A 15,390-nucleotide genomic window follows, 5' to 3' on the forward strand; every position below is an offset into this window, starting at 1 on the left:
CCAAGGGCCATCACAGCCAGATCGACATCTACAGCGGCCAGAAGGCCACCCTCGGGATCCGCGCACGGTTCTGATCCCGCATCCACCGGGCGCGCCTCGACGGCGCGCCCGGCAGCAAGCCATGACCAGGAGCACACCCATGAAGGCATTCCTGCCCGCGCTCGCGCTATTAGCGTTGGCGTCCAGCGCCAACGCGCAACCGTCCGTAACCGAAATCGGCAAGCCCCTGCCCGCCTGGCAAAAGGGCGAGTTTGACATCCACCACATCAACACGGGACGCGGCGAAGCCCAGTTGATGATCCTGCCGGACGGCACCAGCCTGTTGGTCGACATGAGCGGCAAGACCAAGGAACAGCCGCCCTTCTCACTGCCGACCCGTCCCGATGCGTCGCGCCCGCCCGGCGAGTGGGTGGCGCGCTACGTGCGACGCGTGCTTCCACAAGGCGCGGACAAGATCGACTACGCGCTGATCTCCCACTTCCACGGCGACCACATGGGCGGGATCGTCAAGGATTCACCGCCAGCGTCGAACGGCGCCTATCGCTTGAGCGGCGTCACCGAGGTCGCCGAACATCTGCCGATCGCCAAGCTGATCGACCGCGGATGGCCGGACTACAGCTACCCCGAGCCGATCCATAACCCGACCATGGACAACTACCGCGCCTTCCTCGCTTGGCAAATCCAGCACCAGGGCCTGCAGGTCGAGCAGTTCAAGCCCGGGCGCAACGATCAGCTCGTCCTGAAGCACGAGCCCGCAGCCTACCCGCGGTTCCAGATCCGCAACCTGTACGCCAACGGTGTGCTGTGGACCGGCGCGGGCGACGAGACCCGCAGCCTATTTCCACCCGTGAGCGCCTGGCCCGCGAACCAGCAACTCGATGAGAACAAGTTCAGCATCGCGTTCCGCGTCAGCTACGGCGCATTCGACTACTATACCGGCGGCGACATCTCCTCCATCGACGAGGAGACCTCTTCCGCGCCGCCGCCGTGGGGCAACGTAGAGCCCCTGGTGGGCCAGGCCGCTGGCCCCGTCGAGGCGATGAAGGCCAACCACCATGGGAGCTGGGACGCCAACAGCATCCCGTTCCTGGCGGCGCTACGCCCTCGGGTGATCGTGATCGGCGCGCGCGCGGATGGCCATCCGGCGGTGAACACCTGGAAGCGCATGACGTCGAAAAAGGTGTGGCCGGGCGACAGGGACATCTTCGTCACCAACGTCTCACCGGCGACGGCCAAGACGACCTACGACATCGAAAAGACGGCCAAGAGCACCCAGGGTCACGTGGTGATCCGGGTGGCGGAAGGCGGCTCCAGCTTCCGCGTCTTCGTCCTGGACGACACTGACGAGGACATGCGCGTCAAGGCCGTCTTCGGGCCATACGTCAGCCAGCCAAGCGGCAGATAGCCGGCGAGCTGTCAGGCCAGGGCGCCGGGGACCTCCCCGGCGCCAAGAGGCAAGGTCGCGCCACTTGCTGCCATTGGCGCTCCGCCCGGAACGCGACGTCCGATATGGTCATCTGCGGCAATTGCTGGTTCCTGACGTCATGTGAGGTCCGACGACAATGGGCCCACGTCGAAGCACCAAACAGCGGCTGCCGAGATGCGGCTCGAACCTGGAGGCGTAGGCGGCGGCCGAGCTGTCGGCTTCTAAACAGACGCCGCAACGCAATCGGTCCAAACCCGTTCAAGCATGGCCGTGAGGCCGCTCGGGAGGGTATGAATCAATGACAGACGGGACTTCCCGCATCTCGACGGGTAACGAGGGCCTGGACCTCATTCTGAACGGCGGCCTGCCCGCCAACCGCCTCTACCTGGTCGAGGGCGAGCCGGGTTCCGGCAAGACCACCCTGGGCCTTCAGTTTCTGCGCCATGGCGTCGCCGCGGGCGAGCGCGTCCTCTACATCACCCTATCGGAGACCGCCGAAGAGCTGCGCGGTGTCGCCGCTTCGCATGGCTGGGATCTCGACAAGATCGACCTCTTCGAACTGTCCTCGGCCGAGGAGGTCCTGGGCGATGACCGGAAACAATCGGTCCTTCATCCCTGGGAGATCGAACTGGGCGGCACGATCAAGCTGATCCAGGACGAAGTCGAACGCGTATCGCCGACCCGCGTGGTGTTCGACAGCCTCTCGGAAATGCGCTTGCTGGCCCAGGATCCCCTTCGCTATCGTCGCCAGGTCCTGGCGCTGAAGCAGTACTTCGCCACCCGAGAATGCACGGTCCTCTTGGTCGACGACTTGACGACCAACGAAGGCGGCCGCGACAGCCACCTCCACAGCCTTTGCCACGGCGTCGTCACCCTGGAGCGCCTGACCCTGGAGTTCGGCGCGGCGCGGCGACGCCTGCAGGTCCAGAAGCTGCGCGGCGTCGACTTCACCGCCGGATACCACGACATGGAAATCCGGCGCGGGGGCCTGCAAGTCTTCCCCCGCCTGATCGCCGCCGAGCATCACAGCCCGTTCGTCGGCGAACCGACGCCAAGCGGCGTACCAGAACTTGACGCCCTCTTCTCAGGTGGCCCGCTGCGAGGGACCTGCACCTTGCTCACCGGCCCCGCCGGCTCGGGCAAGTCGACCATCGCCCTGCAGTACATCCATGCGGCCTGCGCGCGCGGCGAGAAGGCGACGTTCTTCGAGTTCGACGAGCGGGTCGGCACCCTGATGGTTCGCGCCAAGGCCATGAACCTGGATCTCCAGCCGTTCATCGATCAGGGACTGCTGAACGTCCAGCAAATAGACCCTGCCCAGATGTCGCCTGGCGAATTCGCCTCGATCCTCCGCCGAGAAGTCGAGGCGCGCGGCGTGCGCATGGTCGCGATCGATAGCCTCAACGGCTACCTGGCGGCCATGCCGGAGGAAAAGCAGCTGATCCTGCAGATGCACGAGATGCTGTCCTACCTGAACCAGCAGGGCGTCGTGACGCTGCTGATCAACCCGCAGTCGGGCCTCGTCGGCGGGATGTCGACCTCGCTGAACGTGTCCTATGTTTGCGACGCCCTGGTGCTCATTCGGTTTTTCGAAGCCGACGGCCGGATCCGCAAGGCGATCTCCGTCCTGAAGAACCGGGGCGGGCCGCACGAGGACACCATCCGCGAGCTTCGCATCGACGGTGGCGGTGTCCGAGTCGGCCAGCCGCTTACCCAGTTCAAGGGCGTCATGACAGGCACGCCGGAGTATGTCGGCAAGAGCGGTCCCCTGATGGAAGACCGCGGCCTTGCCGAATAGACGGATCCCAGAAGGTAGCTGTGTTCTCGTCGCCGCCCCCTACGGCAGCGACGCGGAGAACATTGGCCGTTTGCTGGACGGGCGAAGCCTGCATTGGCGCGCGTGCTCCAACCCGCAAGCGATCGCCGAGCATTTGAACGAGAATACAGGCGTCGTCCTGGTCACCGATGAAGCGCTGCGCGGCGACCTTGGCCCGCTCCGCCAAGCGCTCGAACAGCAGGCCGAATGGTCGGATACGCCGTTCATCCTGCTCATCGCCCGCAACGCCCGCTATCCCGGTGGCGGCGAGCTGGCCCGCCAGGCGCTCGGCGACCTGACGACCAACCTGATCGTCCTGGAACGCCCCTTGAGCTCGGTGTCGCTCCTGAGCGCGGTCGACACGGCGCTTCGAGCTCGGGCCCGCCAGTTCGACCTCCGCGACCGCCTCGCTGAACTGAACACCAGCCGCTCGGCGCTCGCCGCCAGCGAGGCCGAGGTCCGGCTGATCGCCGACGCCCTGCCGGTGCTGATCGGCTTCATTGACAAGGACCTGGTCTATCGTTTCGCCAACAAGGCTTATGCGGACTGGTTCTATCGTGATCCGGCCGAGGTCGTCGGTCGCCACGTCGGCGAGATCGTCGGCGCCGGGGGCCTCGCCGCCCGACGCCCGGCGATGGAGCAGGCCCTGGCCGGCGAGCCTGCACAGTTCTCGCTGGCCTGGCCCCATGCGGACGGAGGCCGCCGCGATGCGGATATCCGCTACCTGCCGCGCCGGAACGCCAGCGGCGAGGTCGACGGCTTCCACGTCTTCGTCGCCGACGTCACGGATCACGTGCAAGGCGAGGAGATGCTGCGTCTCACCGCCCAGGCGCTGGAACAGCGCGTTCGGGACCGCACCGCGGACTTGGAAACCGAGATGGAGCGTCGCGCAGGCGTCGAGGCGGCGCTGCGCCAGAGCCAGAAGATGGAGGCCGTTGGTCAGCTCACGGGCGGCATCGCCCACGACTTCAACAACATGCTGACCGGTGTGATCGGGGCCCTGGACATGATCAAGCGTCGGCGCGCGGCCGGTCGCGACCAGGACACCGATCGCTATCTGGAGACGGCCCTGACCTCGGCGCACAGGGCGGCGGGCCTCACCCATCGCCTGCTGGCGTTCTCGCGCCGCCAGTCGCTCGATCCGCGCGCGCTCGACGTCAATGCGCTGGTGCTGTCCCTGGAAGACCTGATCCAGCGGACGGTCTCCGAACAGATCGCCGTCGACTTCCAGCTGACCGCGGACGCCCCGGCCGTCGCCGACGCCAACCAGCTGGAAAGCGCCATCCTCAACCTGGCGATCAACGCGCGTGACGCCATGCCGGACGGCGGACGCCTGACCATCGAGACGTCCACCGTCGACCTCGACACCCGCTACGTCGAGACACGGCCCGACACGCGGGCCGGCCGGTACGTGGTGATCGCCGTGTCCGACACCGGCGTCGGCATGGCGGCCGACGTCCTGGAGAAGGTGTTCGATCCTTTCTTCACCACCAAGCCTATCGGCCAGGGGACCGGCCTTGGCCTCTCCATGGTCTACGGCTTCGCCAAGCAGAGCGGCGGCCACATACGCATCCACAGCCAACCGGGCCAGGGCGCATCCGTGAAGATATTCCTGCCGCTCGCCGAGGAAGAGGCCGCGCCGGCGCCTCAGGCCAGGCCGCCCGCAGCGGCCGATGGCGCTGGACGCACCGTTCTGCTGGTCGAGGACGAGAGCGCCGTACGCCTGCTGGTCCGCGAGGTCCTGGAGGAGTTGGGCTACCGAGCCATCGAAGTCGCCGAGCCCCAGGCCGCGATCAGTGTGCTGAAATCCCAGACGCCGATCCACCTGATGATCTCCGACGTCGGCCTGCCCGGCATGAACGGACGCCAGTTGGCGGAGGTAGCGCGCGACGCCCGTCCCGATCTCGCGATTCTGTTCATCACCGGATACGCCGAGAACGCCGCGATCCGAGCCGGCTTCCTCGGCTCCAACATGCAGATGATCAGCAAGCCCTTCGCGCTTGACGCCCTGGCCGCGAAGATTGGGGAAATGATGACGGCGCCGCCCTAGAGAGACCGAAGCGCGCCAGAAGCTGACCTTCGCTCATATCCAGAAAGCCGACGTTCGCCATGGCCATGCAAGCCGGCGACCAACGAACCCATCGTGCAATGTCGCCGGCCCCGCAGCCCACGTCTCATTACGGCTCTCGACAGCCGTAATGCCCATCGCCCGCCAACCCGCGGGCATTGGGCCTTTTCCGCCCGCAAGCGCGAAGTCCGCGGGTTCGTTCCGTCAAATTCACATTCAACACTCTGAATCTGCGCTGGAAACGCCGCCGGAACCGACCTTGCAGACCCACCGTTGCTCAGGCCTCGGGGAGTTCAGGAAGAGGCCCAATGACCCAACGTACGCTGACCGTCGCCCTCGTGGGCGCCGTCTCTGCCCTGGCCCTCACGGCGGCCGGCTGCTCCAGGAAAAACGAAGAGAACAAGACGACGGGCGACAGCCCCGCCGCCGCCAGCCAGACCACCGACGCCGGCAAGGCCGACGCCGACATGCAGGCGGTGCTGGACAAGCTGGCCTCGCTGGGCGGCAAACCGATCGAAACCCTGACGCCGACCGAAGCCCGCGCCCAGCCGACCCCGGCCGCGGCGGTCATGGCGCTGATGAAGGAAAAGGGTATCGCCGCCGACACGACGGTGACGACCAAGGACATCGCCTACACGGCCGGCGCCGGCTCGCAAAAGGCTCGCGTCTACACGCCTGTCGGCGCGGGGGCGAACACGCCGGTGGTGCTGTACATCCATGGCGGCGGCTGGGTGATCGCCGACCTCGACACCTATGACGGCGGCGCTCGCGCTCTGGCCAAGGAAAGCGGCGCGATCGTCGTCTCGATCGAGTATCGCCACGCGCCGGAGGCCAAGTTCCCGGCCGCCCACGACGACGCTGTCGCCGCCTATAGGTGGCTGCTGGCGAACGCAAAGACCATCGGCGGCGACCCGACTCGCATCGCCGTGGCCGGCGAAAGCGCCGGCGGCAACATGGCGGTGAACGTCGCCATCGCCGCGCGAGATATGAAGCTTCAGGCTCCGAAAGCGATCATCGCCGTCTACCCAGTCGCCGACAGCAACATGGCCACGGGTTCGAAGGTGGCCAAGGCGACCGCCAAGCCGCTGAACACACCGATGTTGGCCTGGTTCTTCACCAATATCCTGGCCAAGCCGGGCGACGCCCTGGACCCGCGTCTGAACCTGGTCGCGGCCACGCTGGAAGGCCTGCCGCCGACCACCATCATCCTGGCCGAGATCGACCCGCTGCACGACGACGGCGTCAACTTGGCCGACAAGCTGAAGGCGGCCGGCGTCCAGACCGACCTCAAGGAATATGCCGGCGTCACCCACGAGTTCTTCGGCATGGGCCCGGTCGTGGCCGACGCCAAGGACGCCGAGGCCTATGCAGGCAGCAAGCTCAAGGCTGCCTTCGGAATTTAGCCTCCGATGCGGATCGCCACCTTCAACGTCAACGGCGTCAACGGCCGGCTCGCCTCGCTTCTAAGGTGGCTGGAGGAAGACAAGCCCGACGTGGCCTGCCTGCAGGAACTGAAGGCGCCGCAGAACCGGTTTCCGACCAAGGCGATCCGCGAGGCCGGCTACGGCGCCATCTGGCACGGCCAAAGCGCCTGGAACGGCGTGGCGATCCTGGCGCGAGGAACCGATCCGGTCGAGCGCCGCCGGGGCCTGGCCGGCGATCCCGAGGACACCCACAGTCGCTATATTGAGGCCGAAATCGGCGACCTTGTCGTCGGCTGCCTTTACGCTCCTAACGGCAATCCGGCGCCGGGACCCAAGTTTGACTACAAGCTCAAATGGCTGGCGCGGTTTCTGCTGCACGCTGAAGCGTTGCTCGAGGAAGGCCGGCCGGTGATCCTGGCCGGCGACTACAACATCATCCCCACTGATCTGGACGTCTATGTTCCCGACCGTTGGCGGGACGACGCCCTGTTTCGACCCGAGGTGCGGACAGCCTATCGCTACATGGTCGACCAGGGCTGGACCGACGCCTTGCGCACCCTGCATCCGCATGAGCGGATCTATACGTTCTGGGACTATCTGCGCCGCCGCTTCGACCGGGACTCGGGACTGCGGATCGACCACCTGATGCTCGATCCGCGCCTTGCCAGGCGCCTTAAGGCCGCCGGGGTCGACCGGCATGTGCGGGCTCGCGAGAAGCCCAGCGACCACGCGCCGGTGTGGGTAGAGCTCGACGTTGCCTAAGATCGGTTGCAGGACAGCGCGCAAGTATGCGAACCAGGCCTCGCCTCGTGAGTTCCTCAAGACATGGAACAGCGTTGGCCCACTCGTCTTTGGATCGTCCGCCACGGCCAGAGCGCCGGCAACGTCGCGCGCGACGCGGCCGATGCGGCGGGACTGGCGCGGATCGACATCGCTGACCGCGACATGGACGTGTCCCTGAGCGGGCTCGGAAAAGAACAGGCGCGGGCGCTAGGCCGATGGTTCGGCAAACTGCCAGCGGACCAGCGCCCCTGCACCGTCATGTCTTCGCCCTATCTACGCGCGGTGCAGACCAGTGCGTCGATCCGCGACGCCGGCGGGCTCGCGTCTCCGACCCGCAAGTTCTGCATAGACGAACGGCTGCGCGAGAAGGAGTTCGGCGTCCTCGATCGCCTGACCCGCCACGGCATAGAGCAGCAGTTCCCTGAACAGGCCGAGTTTCGTCGCCTGCTGGGGAAGTTTCATCACCGGCCGCCGGGCGGCGAGAGCTGGTGTGATGTCATCCTGCGCCTGCGCAGCCTGCTTGATACGCTGAGCCTGCACCACGGCGGCGACCGGGTGCTGATCGTCGCCCACCAAGTCGTCGTGCTCTGCATGCGATACCTGCTCGAAGGCCTGAGCGAGGAAGAAATCCTGGCGATCGACCGGCAGGCCGACATCGCCAACTGCGGCGTCACGGAATACCGCTTCGACCCGAACAGCGGCCCGGACGGAGAACTCGTCCTGACGCGCTACAACTTCACCGCGCCGCTGGAACAGGAAGCCGCGCCCGTGACGGCAGAGCCTGACGCAAACGTGGCGGCGCGATGAGCGACATCGAAACGCTCGACGCCGGCTGGATGCGCGAGCGCCCGCTCCCCGAGCGGGGCGATGAAGGCAAGCATGCGCGGGGTCAGGTGCTCGTCGTCGGCGGTGAGGCGGAACTGGCCGGCGCGGCCATGCTGGCGGGCGTGGCGGCCTTGCGCGCCGGCGCCGGAAAATTGCAGGTGGCGGTCGCGGGCGCCGCCGTGGCTCCGCTCAGCGTCGCCCTTCCGGAAGCGCGCATCCTCGCCCTTCCTGACGCTGAGTCCAGCGCTGCGGCCGATCTGGTCATGCAGCATGCCGAGCGTTGCGACGCCCTATTGATCGGCCCCGGCATGATGGACGATCGTGCGGGGCTGGCTGCGGCCCTCCTCGCGCTCGAAACCGAGGATCCCGTCGTGGTCGACGCCGGCGCCCTTATGGCCGTGCCGTCGGCGCCGGGCCGGCCCGGCCGCGTGCTCACCCCGAACGCCGGCGAGATGGCGCGGCTGCTGGATTTCGAGAAACGCGCGGTCGACGCCGATCCGTTAGCGGCCGGTCGTCAGGCCGCCCAAAGATTCGAGGCGATCGTGGTCATGAAGGGCGCCGCCACCTTTGTCGCCTCACCCGACGGCCAGATCGGCCGCTATGCCGGCGGCGGTCCCGGCCTGGGCGTCTCCGGCTCGGGCGACGTGCTGGGCGGATTGATCGCCGGCTTGCTGGCGCGCGGGGCCTCTCCCTTTGAAGCCGCGGCCTGGGGCGTCTACCTGCATGGCGAGGCTGGCGCACGTCTGGCGTCGCGGATCGGCAAGCTAGGCTTTCTCGCCCGCGAGATCGCCGACGAGGCGCCGCTTATCCTGTCGAGCTACTGACGTCCTGCAATTCGGCCACCTGGCCATGCCGAGCTACAAGCTTCATGGGCTTGCCGCGAACCCACAGTCGATCGACCTCGATCGCCTCCCACCCCGTCGGCAGGACGACAGGCGCGCACGGCCAGGTTTCCGGCGCCTCGTCACCGGGTTCAAGGCGTGGAAAACCCAGCAGCAGCCCGGATAGGAACCCGCCCATATTGGCGAAAAATGGCCCGGCGCGCGGTTGGTCGGGGAACTTGTCTGGACGGTACTCCAGGATCTGGCCAAAACGTCCGCTCTCGAACTTGGCGTAGCCTTCCTCGAGCATTTTCAGCGCCAGGGCTCGATCTCCCGTTCGCGCCGCCCAGGCGCCGTAGAGCGCCGAGAGCATGGGACTGCCCAGATAGCGATCGGCCTGATCGAGATAGAATGCCAACGTCGCTTGTTCTTGCGCTTCCGGCAGCGGAAAGCCGAACGGCCACAGTCCCATCAACGGGTCCGGGGTCGCGCCCTTTTCCTCGGTCTTGCGATAGCCGTCGTGGGAGAGCACCACCTCCCCGCGCCGAGGAAGAGTCATTCCGGCGGCGATCGCGCGCCATTCGGGGTCGATCTGGCGTCCCGTACGCTCGGCGCAGCGGATCGTATCGTTCAGCACCACGACCGCGGCCATGTTTGTGAAGGCGGCGTTGTCCACCGGCAACGCGCGCTCGGCGATGCCCATGGAGGCGCGGATCGCATAGCCGTCGTCCGTGCGGTGGACACGCGAAACGATCCACTCGGCGACACCCGATAGCACTGGCCAGGCCCTGTCCCGACGAAACTCCGCCTGCCCCGTCACATCGGCATGGAGCGCGAAGGCTCGGCTCACGTCCAGCGATACGTGATCCTCGTGCCAGGCGGCGGTTCCGGGCAAGGGCGCGGCTTCCTCGCCCCATGAGGGCGAGCTCTCCCACGGAAACTGCGCGCCCAGCCGCCCCATCAGCTTGGCATTGGCGCGGGCTCGATCAAGGTTTCGAAAACGATAGTCCAAGAGGCTGGCCGCGGCCTGCGGCTGGACGAGACTCAGCACCGGAACGGCGAAGGCCTCGATGTCCCACATCACGTGGCCATAGTAGTAGTGATAGTCGTGCCAGGTCGCGAGGCCGAAGATCGATGTCGAGGCGCACGACGACGAGTGCACCGAGCTGTTCAGGTAGAAGAACGCCGCGTCCGCCGAGGCTTGCCAGCGCGGCTCGGCGCCGACGAGCTGGATGCGTCCCTTCCAGATCTCTTTCCAAGCCGCCCGGTTCTCAACGCGGAGCGTGTCAAAGCCATCGAAGGCGGCCTTGGCGACCATTCGTCCTGCCTGTTCATCGGGACGGGTGTGCATGGCGCTGGGCGTCAGGCTGGCGATCTGCCGCAGATGGTACGATTTCCCCGCCTGCGCTCGGAAGCCGTAGGTCGTGATCAGCCCACTGCCGTCCAGCGCTGGCCGCTTGGGCTCGATCGCTTTCGCCTCGCCCCCGGATATCTCTGTGACATAGGCCAAGCCCAGGCGCCCCAGCTTGCCGGCCGACTCCCAAAGCAGCGTTCCGTCGGAGTGCCGCGCCCCTTCGCCCGGCGTGTCGCGCCTGAAGCGGAGCGCTCTCCCGAGGACGCCCGCCGTCGACACGCCCCCACGGAGTTGCAAGTCACACGCGCCATCCACCCGCACGGTCAGTTCTTGGCAGACCAGTGTCGGATCCTCGCGGCTGGCGAACGTCAGGACCGTGCAGTCGATGCGCCTTCCCTGGGCGGCGAACACGAAGCGTGAGGTCAGCTCACCGCAGGAAAAGTCATAGGCCTGTTCCAGATCCACGACCTGATGGCCCAGGTCCGACAGCCAGACTCCGTTGACCGCGATGTCGCCCGCCAGCGGATAGGGCGCCGGCGCGGCTGCCTCGATCCCACGCTCGGGATCCTCGCCGACGTAGCCGCTGACCAACGCCATGCCCGACTGCAGCGGCTGACAGCGCACTCGCAGGCCGATCAGGCCATTGCTGACATAGGCCGGGAGGTCCTGGCCGCCCTCACCTGAGACCGGCGGCGGACTGATCGGTTCGGACATCACGTCCCCTGGGCGGTTGGCAGACCTGATGAACTCGGCGTCATGGGAAAGGTTCGCGAACCGCTCGATTGATCCGACGTTGGCCTCCGGACACCAAACGAGGAACAGACCATGGGACAGCTGGACGGCAGGATCGCGATCGTCACCGGATCGGATTCGGGGATCGGCCAAGGGATCGCCGAGGAACTCGCCCGCGAGGGCGCCGATGTCGCCATTACATATCTTCATGACGAGCAAGGCGCGGACGAAACGCGGCGCAGGATCGAGGCGTGCGGTCGGCGCGCCTTCGTCGCACGCCTGGATCAGGCCGACGAGGCGTCGGTTACGGCTCTGTTCGACGGCGTTGTGGAAGCTCTCGGCAGGCCCGACATCCTTGTCAACAACGCCGGCGCCACGGATATCAAGCAGACGCCCTTCGCCGAGACCCCAACGGCGGATTTCGACCGGATGCTGAAAGTCGACCTGTACGGTCCATTCTTCTGCAGCCGTGAATTCGTGCGCCGGCGTGAGCATGGCGGCAAGATCATCAACATCACCTCGGTGCACGAGGTCACGCCCAGTCCGAAATATACTGCTTACAATGCCGCCAAAGGCGGGTTGCTGAGCTTCACGCGCGGCCTGGCCCTTGAGCTAGCGTCGCGGCGGACGACGGTGAACGCCATCGCGCCCGGCCTGACGCGGGCCCCGCCCACGCTGGAGCGGATTGAAAGCCCCCAAGGTCAGGAAAAGATCAAGAAGAACATCCCGCTGCAGCGCGCCGGCGAACCGCGGGAGATCGGGCGCCTGGCCGTCTACCTCGCCTCCGACGACGCCGACTATGTCACCGGCCAAACCTTCACGATCGACGGTGGCCTGGAGACCAACTGGGGCCAGGGCGCTTAGGCAAGCCGGCGCGCATACGCGGCTGGATAGGCTTTGGATCTCGCGCCGAACGAAGATTTTTGGACCCGGAACTGCTCCTCCCAGCCGTCATTACCCCTTGCGACAAATCGCTGTGAGGCTGGGAAAGATGGGCTGTTTTGAACCTCGGCGAGTTCTGCTGACGGCAAGTTTCGCCGCCCTGCTCGGCCTTACCGCCTGCGCGACCGGGCAAGGCAGTTTCGTCGCCGGCTCGGGTGGGTCGTCCAGCGATGGCGAAGCCTTCGCCTTCGACGAAAGCGGCGATACGAGCTTCGAGCAGAATGCGCCCGGACTGCTGGCGGCGAGCGGCAACGCCCTGCTGCCGGGCGGCCGCAACCTGGCGCCGCCCCGCCTGAACGCCGCTACGACTAACGCAGCCCCGCTGCTGAGCACTGGTCCGGTCAATGCCGACCTCAACGCCAATGTCAGCCTGCTGAACGGGAGCAACGCTTCAGTGGGCCTGAACAGCGCCTTGGGCTCGGTGAACGTCAACGCCGCCCTCGGCGGGCCGCTGCTGGCGCTGAACGGCTCCAACGCCGCACTGCTCGGGATCAACGCCATCGGTCCCAACGTGATGGGCGTCACCCCCAATCTCACGGCCTCGCTGGGCGGGGCCATCAATCCCGCCACGGCCGCCACTCAGACCCTGATCAGCGCCACCGTCGGCGCCACGCAGCAGCCGAGCCAGCCCACGACGGGCCAGCCGCCGCTGCTGCCGCCAGTGCTGGGCGTGCCCGGCGCGACGCCGTTGCAGACGCTGCTGCCATTGCTGACGACGCCGAAGCCGCCCGTCCTCCCCGGCCTGCTGGGCCAATAAGAGATCCTCGATGCTCAAATGCACCCTGCTCGTCGCGGCCGCGCTGGCGCTGCCGCTGTCCGTCCATGCCCAGACCAGCACCAGCCGGGTGGTGCCCCAGGACCGCCCGGACCAGAACCCGCGCGCCAGCCGCGCCAAACCCGCGCCCGGTCCGCGCGCGCCGCGGGGCCGCATGCGCTCGACGCCTGTCGCGCCGTTCCAGCTGCAAGATGTCCGCATCGAGGGCTCGACACTTCCGATCGCCGATCTGCAGGCCGCCTGGCGTCCGTTCGTTGGCCAAACGGTCGACACCAAGGGGCTGGTGAAGATCACCGACGCGGTGGCCCGGCTCTATGAGCGCGAAGGCTATGCCATCTACACCGTGCTGGTCCCCGACCAGACCTTCGAGGGTGGCGTCCTGCGCCTGCGGGCCCTGGAGGGCTACATCTCCGAAGCCGTCGTCACCGCGCCTAACGCCAAGAGCCGCGCCCTGGCCGATCAGTACGTGGCTCGGCTGAAGGTCGATCGCCCGCTGAAGCGCAGGACGCTGGAACGCTACGTCTCGCTGATCCGCGACATTCCCGGAACCAGCAACGAAATGGTCCTGGAGAACGGCGACGGCGACAACGGCGTGCGGCTGAAGATGGCGCTGAAGCCCCGGCCCGTGCAGGTCGCCGTTTCGGTCAACAACCGGGGCACCGCCTATCTTGGCCGGACCCAGGTGCAGGCTGACCTTTACCTGAACAGCCTGCTGCGCTCGGGCGACCAGACCCGCTTCACCGTCGCGGTCCCCACCGACATCGACCGCTTCCGGTCGTACTCGATCGGCCACGTCACGCCGCTCGGCTCGAACGGCCTGTCGCTGGGTCTCAACGCCGGCTACCTGAAGACCAAGCCCGCGGTCGGCGGCCTGGTCGGCCACGCCAAGTCGGCCGGCGCCCAGCTGTCCTATCCCATCATCCGGGGCTACGAGCGCGACCTCTACGTCAACGTCTCGATCGACGGCGTCGACAGCGACAACGCTTTCCTCGGCTATACCTTCGCCAACGACAAGACGCGCGCGGCCCGCGCCGCCCTGTCGACCAGCGTCCAGAAGGATCGCAGCCTGTGGTACGTCAGCGCGACGGTCAGCCAGGGCATCGACGGCCTGGGCGCGCGCACCGATCCGGCGCTGGCCAAGCTGGCCTTCCGCAAGCTGAACGTCCGCGGCGGCGCGGCCTGGAGCATCGGCAAGCAGGGCGCGTTGCGCGTCAACGCCGCCGGCCAGACAACGTCGGACCGCCTGCCCGGCACCGAGCAGTTCGCCGTGGGCGGCGACGAGTTCGGCCGGGGCTACGAGGCCTCCGTGATCGCCGGCGACAGCGGCGTGGCGGCTTCCGCCGAGCTGGCCTTCGTGCCCGCCAAGCCGCCGAAGGGCTTTGGCGGTTCGGAGCTCTACAGCTTCATCGACGGCGGCAAGGTCCGGTACCGGGGCCGCTTCGGCTACGCCACCTCGCACGCCGACCTGCGCTCGGCCGGCGGCGGCGTGCGGGTGCGGATCCAGAACAAGGCGATCGTCCAGGTCGAGGCGGCCAAGGCGCTATCCAACGACATCGCTTTCTTGGACGGACGCGCTTGGCGGGGCGTCGTGAGCGTCAAGACCGTCTGGTGACGGCTTCCATCCGCCGCACAAAAGAAAGGCCGCCTGATTGGGCGGCCTTTTTAGTTGGGCTTTTGAGGGAGAGACGTAGCGGGCGCGGCCGAAGCCGCGCCCTGTAGGCCCGTTAGCGCGGGGTCGACGACGACGAGTTGTTCTGGCTGCCGTTGCTCGAACGGTTCGACATCGACGAACGGCCCGAGCTCTTGTCGCTCGAGGACTTGCTCGAGTTGTTGTAGCTGTTGCCGCCGGCGCTCGAGCGCGAGACGCCGCCCAGGGTCACGCCGTCGGTGCTGACCGGCACGCCGATGTGCAGGCCGCTCGACGAGGCGTCCGAGCTGTTGTTGTTGGCGTTGTTGGCGCCGTTGCTGTTACCGCCGCCGGCATTGTTGCTCGACGAAGCATTGTTGCTGGACGTGTCGCGGTACGTGCCGATCTGCGGATCGGCGTGGATGCCGCCGATCGTCGTGTCACGCAGATTGGTGTTGTTGTCGTGCCAGCGTTCGCCGCTCTTGTTGCTCTCGCGGTTCTGGACATTGTTCTTCCAGGACTCGTTCGAGTTCGAGCTCTGCGAGTTGTTCGTCGAGCTGTTTTGCTGGGCGTTGCTGCCGTTGGTGTTGCCGCCGCGGCCGAGCAGGTTCGAGCCATTGCCGCTGCTGATCTGGGCGAAGGCGGGCGCGGCGATCATGGTCAGCGCGACCGCGCCGGTCAGAATGTAATTACGCACTGAAAAATCTCCTGAATTTAAGTCTGTGGGCGCCGGCGGGCGCCGACATAGAGCTAACTCAGGGGAAGGATCTTGGTTTCTAAAATAAGAGTATTATCCA

General features: G+C 66.8%; 12 protein-coding genes. 10 read left to right on the top strand and 2 right to left on the bottom strand.

Annotation, left to right across the window (positions count from 1 at the left end):
- Positions 1-139 precede the first annotated feature (139 nt).
- From J7528_RS22105 to J7528_RS22135, 7 genes are all read left to right on the top strand, one after another.
- Entirely contained in the window at positions 140-1,405 is a 1,266-nt protein-coding gene (locus J7528_RS22105) for a hypothetical protein (protein WP_291879058.1), read from the top strand.
- A gap of 319 nt (positions 1,406-1,724) precedes the next feature.
- On the top strand, positions 1,725-3,224 hold the full coding sequence (locus tag J7528_RS22110; protein ID WP_291879061.1) for an ATPase domain-containing protein: 1,500 nt from the start codon (positions 1,725-1,727) through the stop codon (positions 3,222-3,224).
- 133 nt (positions 3,225-3,357) lie between these two features.
- Entirely contained in the window at positions 3,358-5,292 is a 1,935-nt protein-coding gene (locus J7528_RS22115; protein WP_291879063.1) for a PAS domain-containing sensor histidine kinase, read from the top strand.
- A gap of 326 nt (positions 5,293-5,618) precedes the next feature.
- The gene (locus tag J7528_RS22120; RefSeq protein WP_291879066.1) at positions 5,619-6,713 is read left to right on the top strand and encodes an alpha/beta hydrolase; all 1,095 of its coding nucleotides are present in this window, start codon (positions 5,619-5,621) and stop codon (positions 6,711-6,713) included.
- Between the two features lie 6 nt (positions 6,714-6,719).
- On the top strand, positions 6,720-7,496 hold the full coding sequence (gene xth / locus J7528_RS22125) for an exodeoxyribonuclease III (protein WP_291879069.1): 777 nt from the start codon (positions 6,720-6,722) through the stop codon (positions 7,494-7,496).
- A 63-nt stretch (positions 7,497-7,559) separates the two neighbouring features.
- Positions 7,560-8,324, top strand: a complete 765-nt coding sequence (locus tag J7528_RS22130) for a histidine phosphatase family protein (protein WP_291879072.1) — start codon at positions 7,560-7,562, stop codon at positions 8,322-8,324.
- Positions 8,321-9,166, top strand: a complete 846-nt coding sequence (locus tag J7528_RS22135) for an NAD(P)H-hydrate dehydratase (RefSeq protein ID WP_291879076.1) — start codon at positions 8,321-8,323, stop codon at positions 9,164-9,166. The genes J7528_RS22130 and J7528_RS22135 overlap by 4 nt, the downstream gene beginning before the upstream one ends.
- Here J7528_RS22135 and J7528_RS22140 read toward each other — a convergent pair.
- Positions 9,147-11,231 (bottom strand): glycoside hydrolase family 65 protein, encoded by a 2,085-nt coding sequence (locus J7528_RS22140; RefSeq protein ID WP_291879078.1) that lies wholly within the window; start codon positions 11,229-11,231, stop codon positions 9,147-9,149. The genes J7528_RS22135 and J7528_RS22140 overlap by 20 nt on opposite strands.
- A 111-nt stretch (positions 11,232-11,342) precedes the next feature.
- Here J7528_RS22140 and J7528_RS22145 point away from each other — a divergent pair, with 111 nt between their 5' ends.
- The 3 genes from J7528_RS22145 to J7528_RS22155 all read left to right on the top strand — a co-directional run bounded on the left by J7528_RS22145 (position 11,343) and on the right by J7528_RS22155 (position 14,578).
- A complete protein-coding gene (locus J7528_RS22145) occupies positions 11,343-12,113 on the top strand; it encodes a 3-oxoacyl-ACP reductase family protein (RefSeq protein ID WP_291879080.1) in 771 nt (256 codons plus the stop codon).
- A gap of 127 nt (positions 12,114-12,240) precedes the next feature.
- Positions 12,241-12,948: a hypothetical protein gene (locus tag J7528_RS22150; protein ID WP_291879082.1), complete on the top strand. Its 708-nt coding sequence runs from the start codon at positions 12,241-12,243 to the stop codon at positions 12,946-12,948.
- 10 nt (positions 12,949-12,958) lie between these two features.
- On the top strand, positions 12,959-14,578 hold the full coding sequence (locus J7528_RS22155; RefSeq protein WP_291879085.1) for a ShlB/FhaC/HecB family hemolysin secretion/activation protein: 1,620 nt from the start codon (positions 12,959-12,961) through the stop codon (positions 14,576-14,578).
- A gap of 112 nt (positions 14,579-14,690) precedes the next feature.
- On the opposite strand, the gene J7528_RS22160 is transcribed toward J7528_RS22155, so the two are convergent.
- Positions 14,691-15,290, bottom strand: coding sequence for a hypothetical protein (locus J7528_RS22160; RefSeq protein WP_291879086.1), 600 nt, complete (start codon positions 15,288-15,290; stop codon positions 14,691-14,693).
- Positions 15,291-15,390: the final 100 nt, after the last annotated feature.

It is taken from the genome of Caulobacter sp. (assembly GCF_017744445.1).
Lineage (GTDB): Bacteria > Pseudomonadota > Alphaproteobacteria > Caulobacterales > Caulobacteraceae > Caulobacter.

Coding starts and splice junctions, on each gene's coding strand:
- J7528_RS22120 (WP_291879066.1), top strand. CDS start 5,619: ATGACCCAACGTACGCTGACCGTCGCCCTCGTGGGCGCCGTCTCTGCC.
- J7528_RS22135 (WP_291879076.1), top strand. CDS start 8,321: ATGAGCGACATCGAAACGCTCGACGCCGGCTGGATGCGCGAGCGCCCG.
- J7528_RS22130 (WP_291879072.1), top strand. CDS start 7,560: ATGGAACAGCGTTGGCCCACTCGTCTTTGGATCGTCCGCCACGGCCAG.
- J7528_RS22140 (WP_291879078.1), bottom strand. CDS start 11,231: ATGTCCGAACCGATCAGTCCGCCGCCGGTCTCAGGTGAGGGCGGCCAG.
- J7528_RS22145 (WP_291879080.1), top strand. CDS start 11,343: ATGGGACAGCTGGACGGCAGGATCGCGATCGTCACCGGATCGGATTCG.
- J7528_RS22155 (WP_291879085.1), top strand. CDS start 12,959: ATGCTCAAATGCACCCTGCTCGTCGCGGCCGCGCTGGCGCTGCCGCTG.
- J7528_RS22150 (WP_291879082.1), top strand. CDS start 12,241: ATGGGCTGTTTTGAACCTCGGCGAGTTCTGCTGACGGCAAGTTTCGCC.
- J7528_RS22110 (WP_291879061.1), top strand. CDS start 1,725: ATGACAGACGGGACTTCCCGCATCTCGACGGGTAACGAGGGCCTGGAC.
- J7528_RS22105 (WP_291879058.1), top strand. CDS start 140: ATGAAGGCATTCCTGCCCGCGCTCGCGCTATTAGCGTTGGCGTCCAGC.
- xth (WP_291879069.1), top strand. CDS start 6,720: ATGCGGATCGCCACCTTCAACGTCAACGGCGTCAACGGCCGGCTCGCC.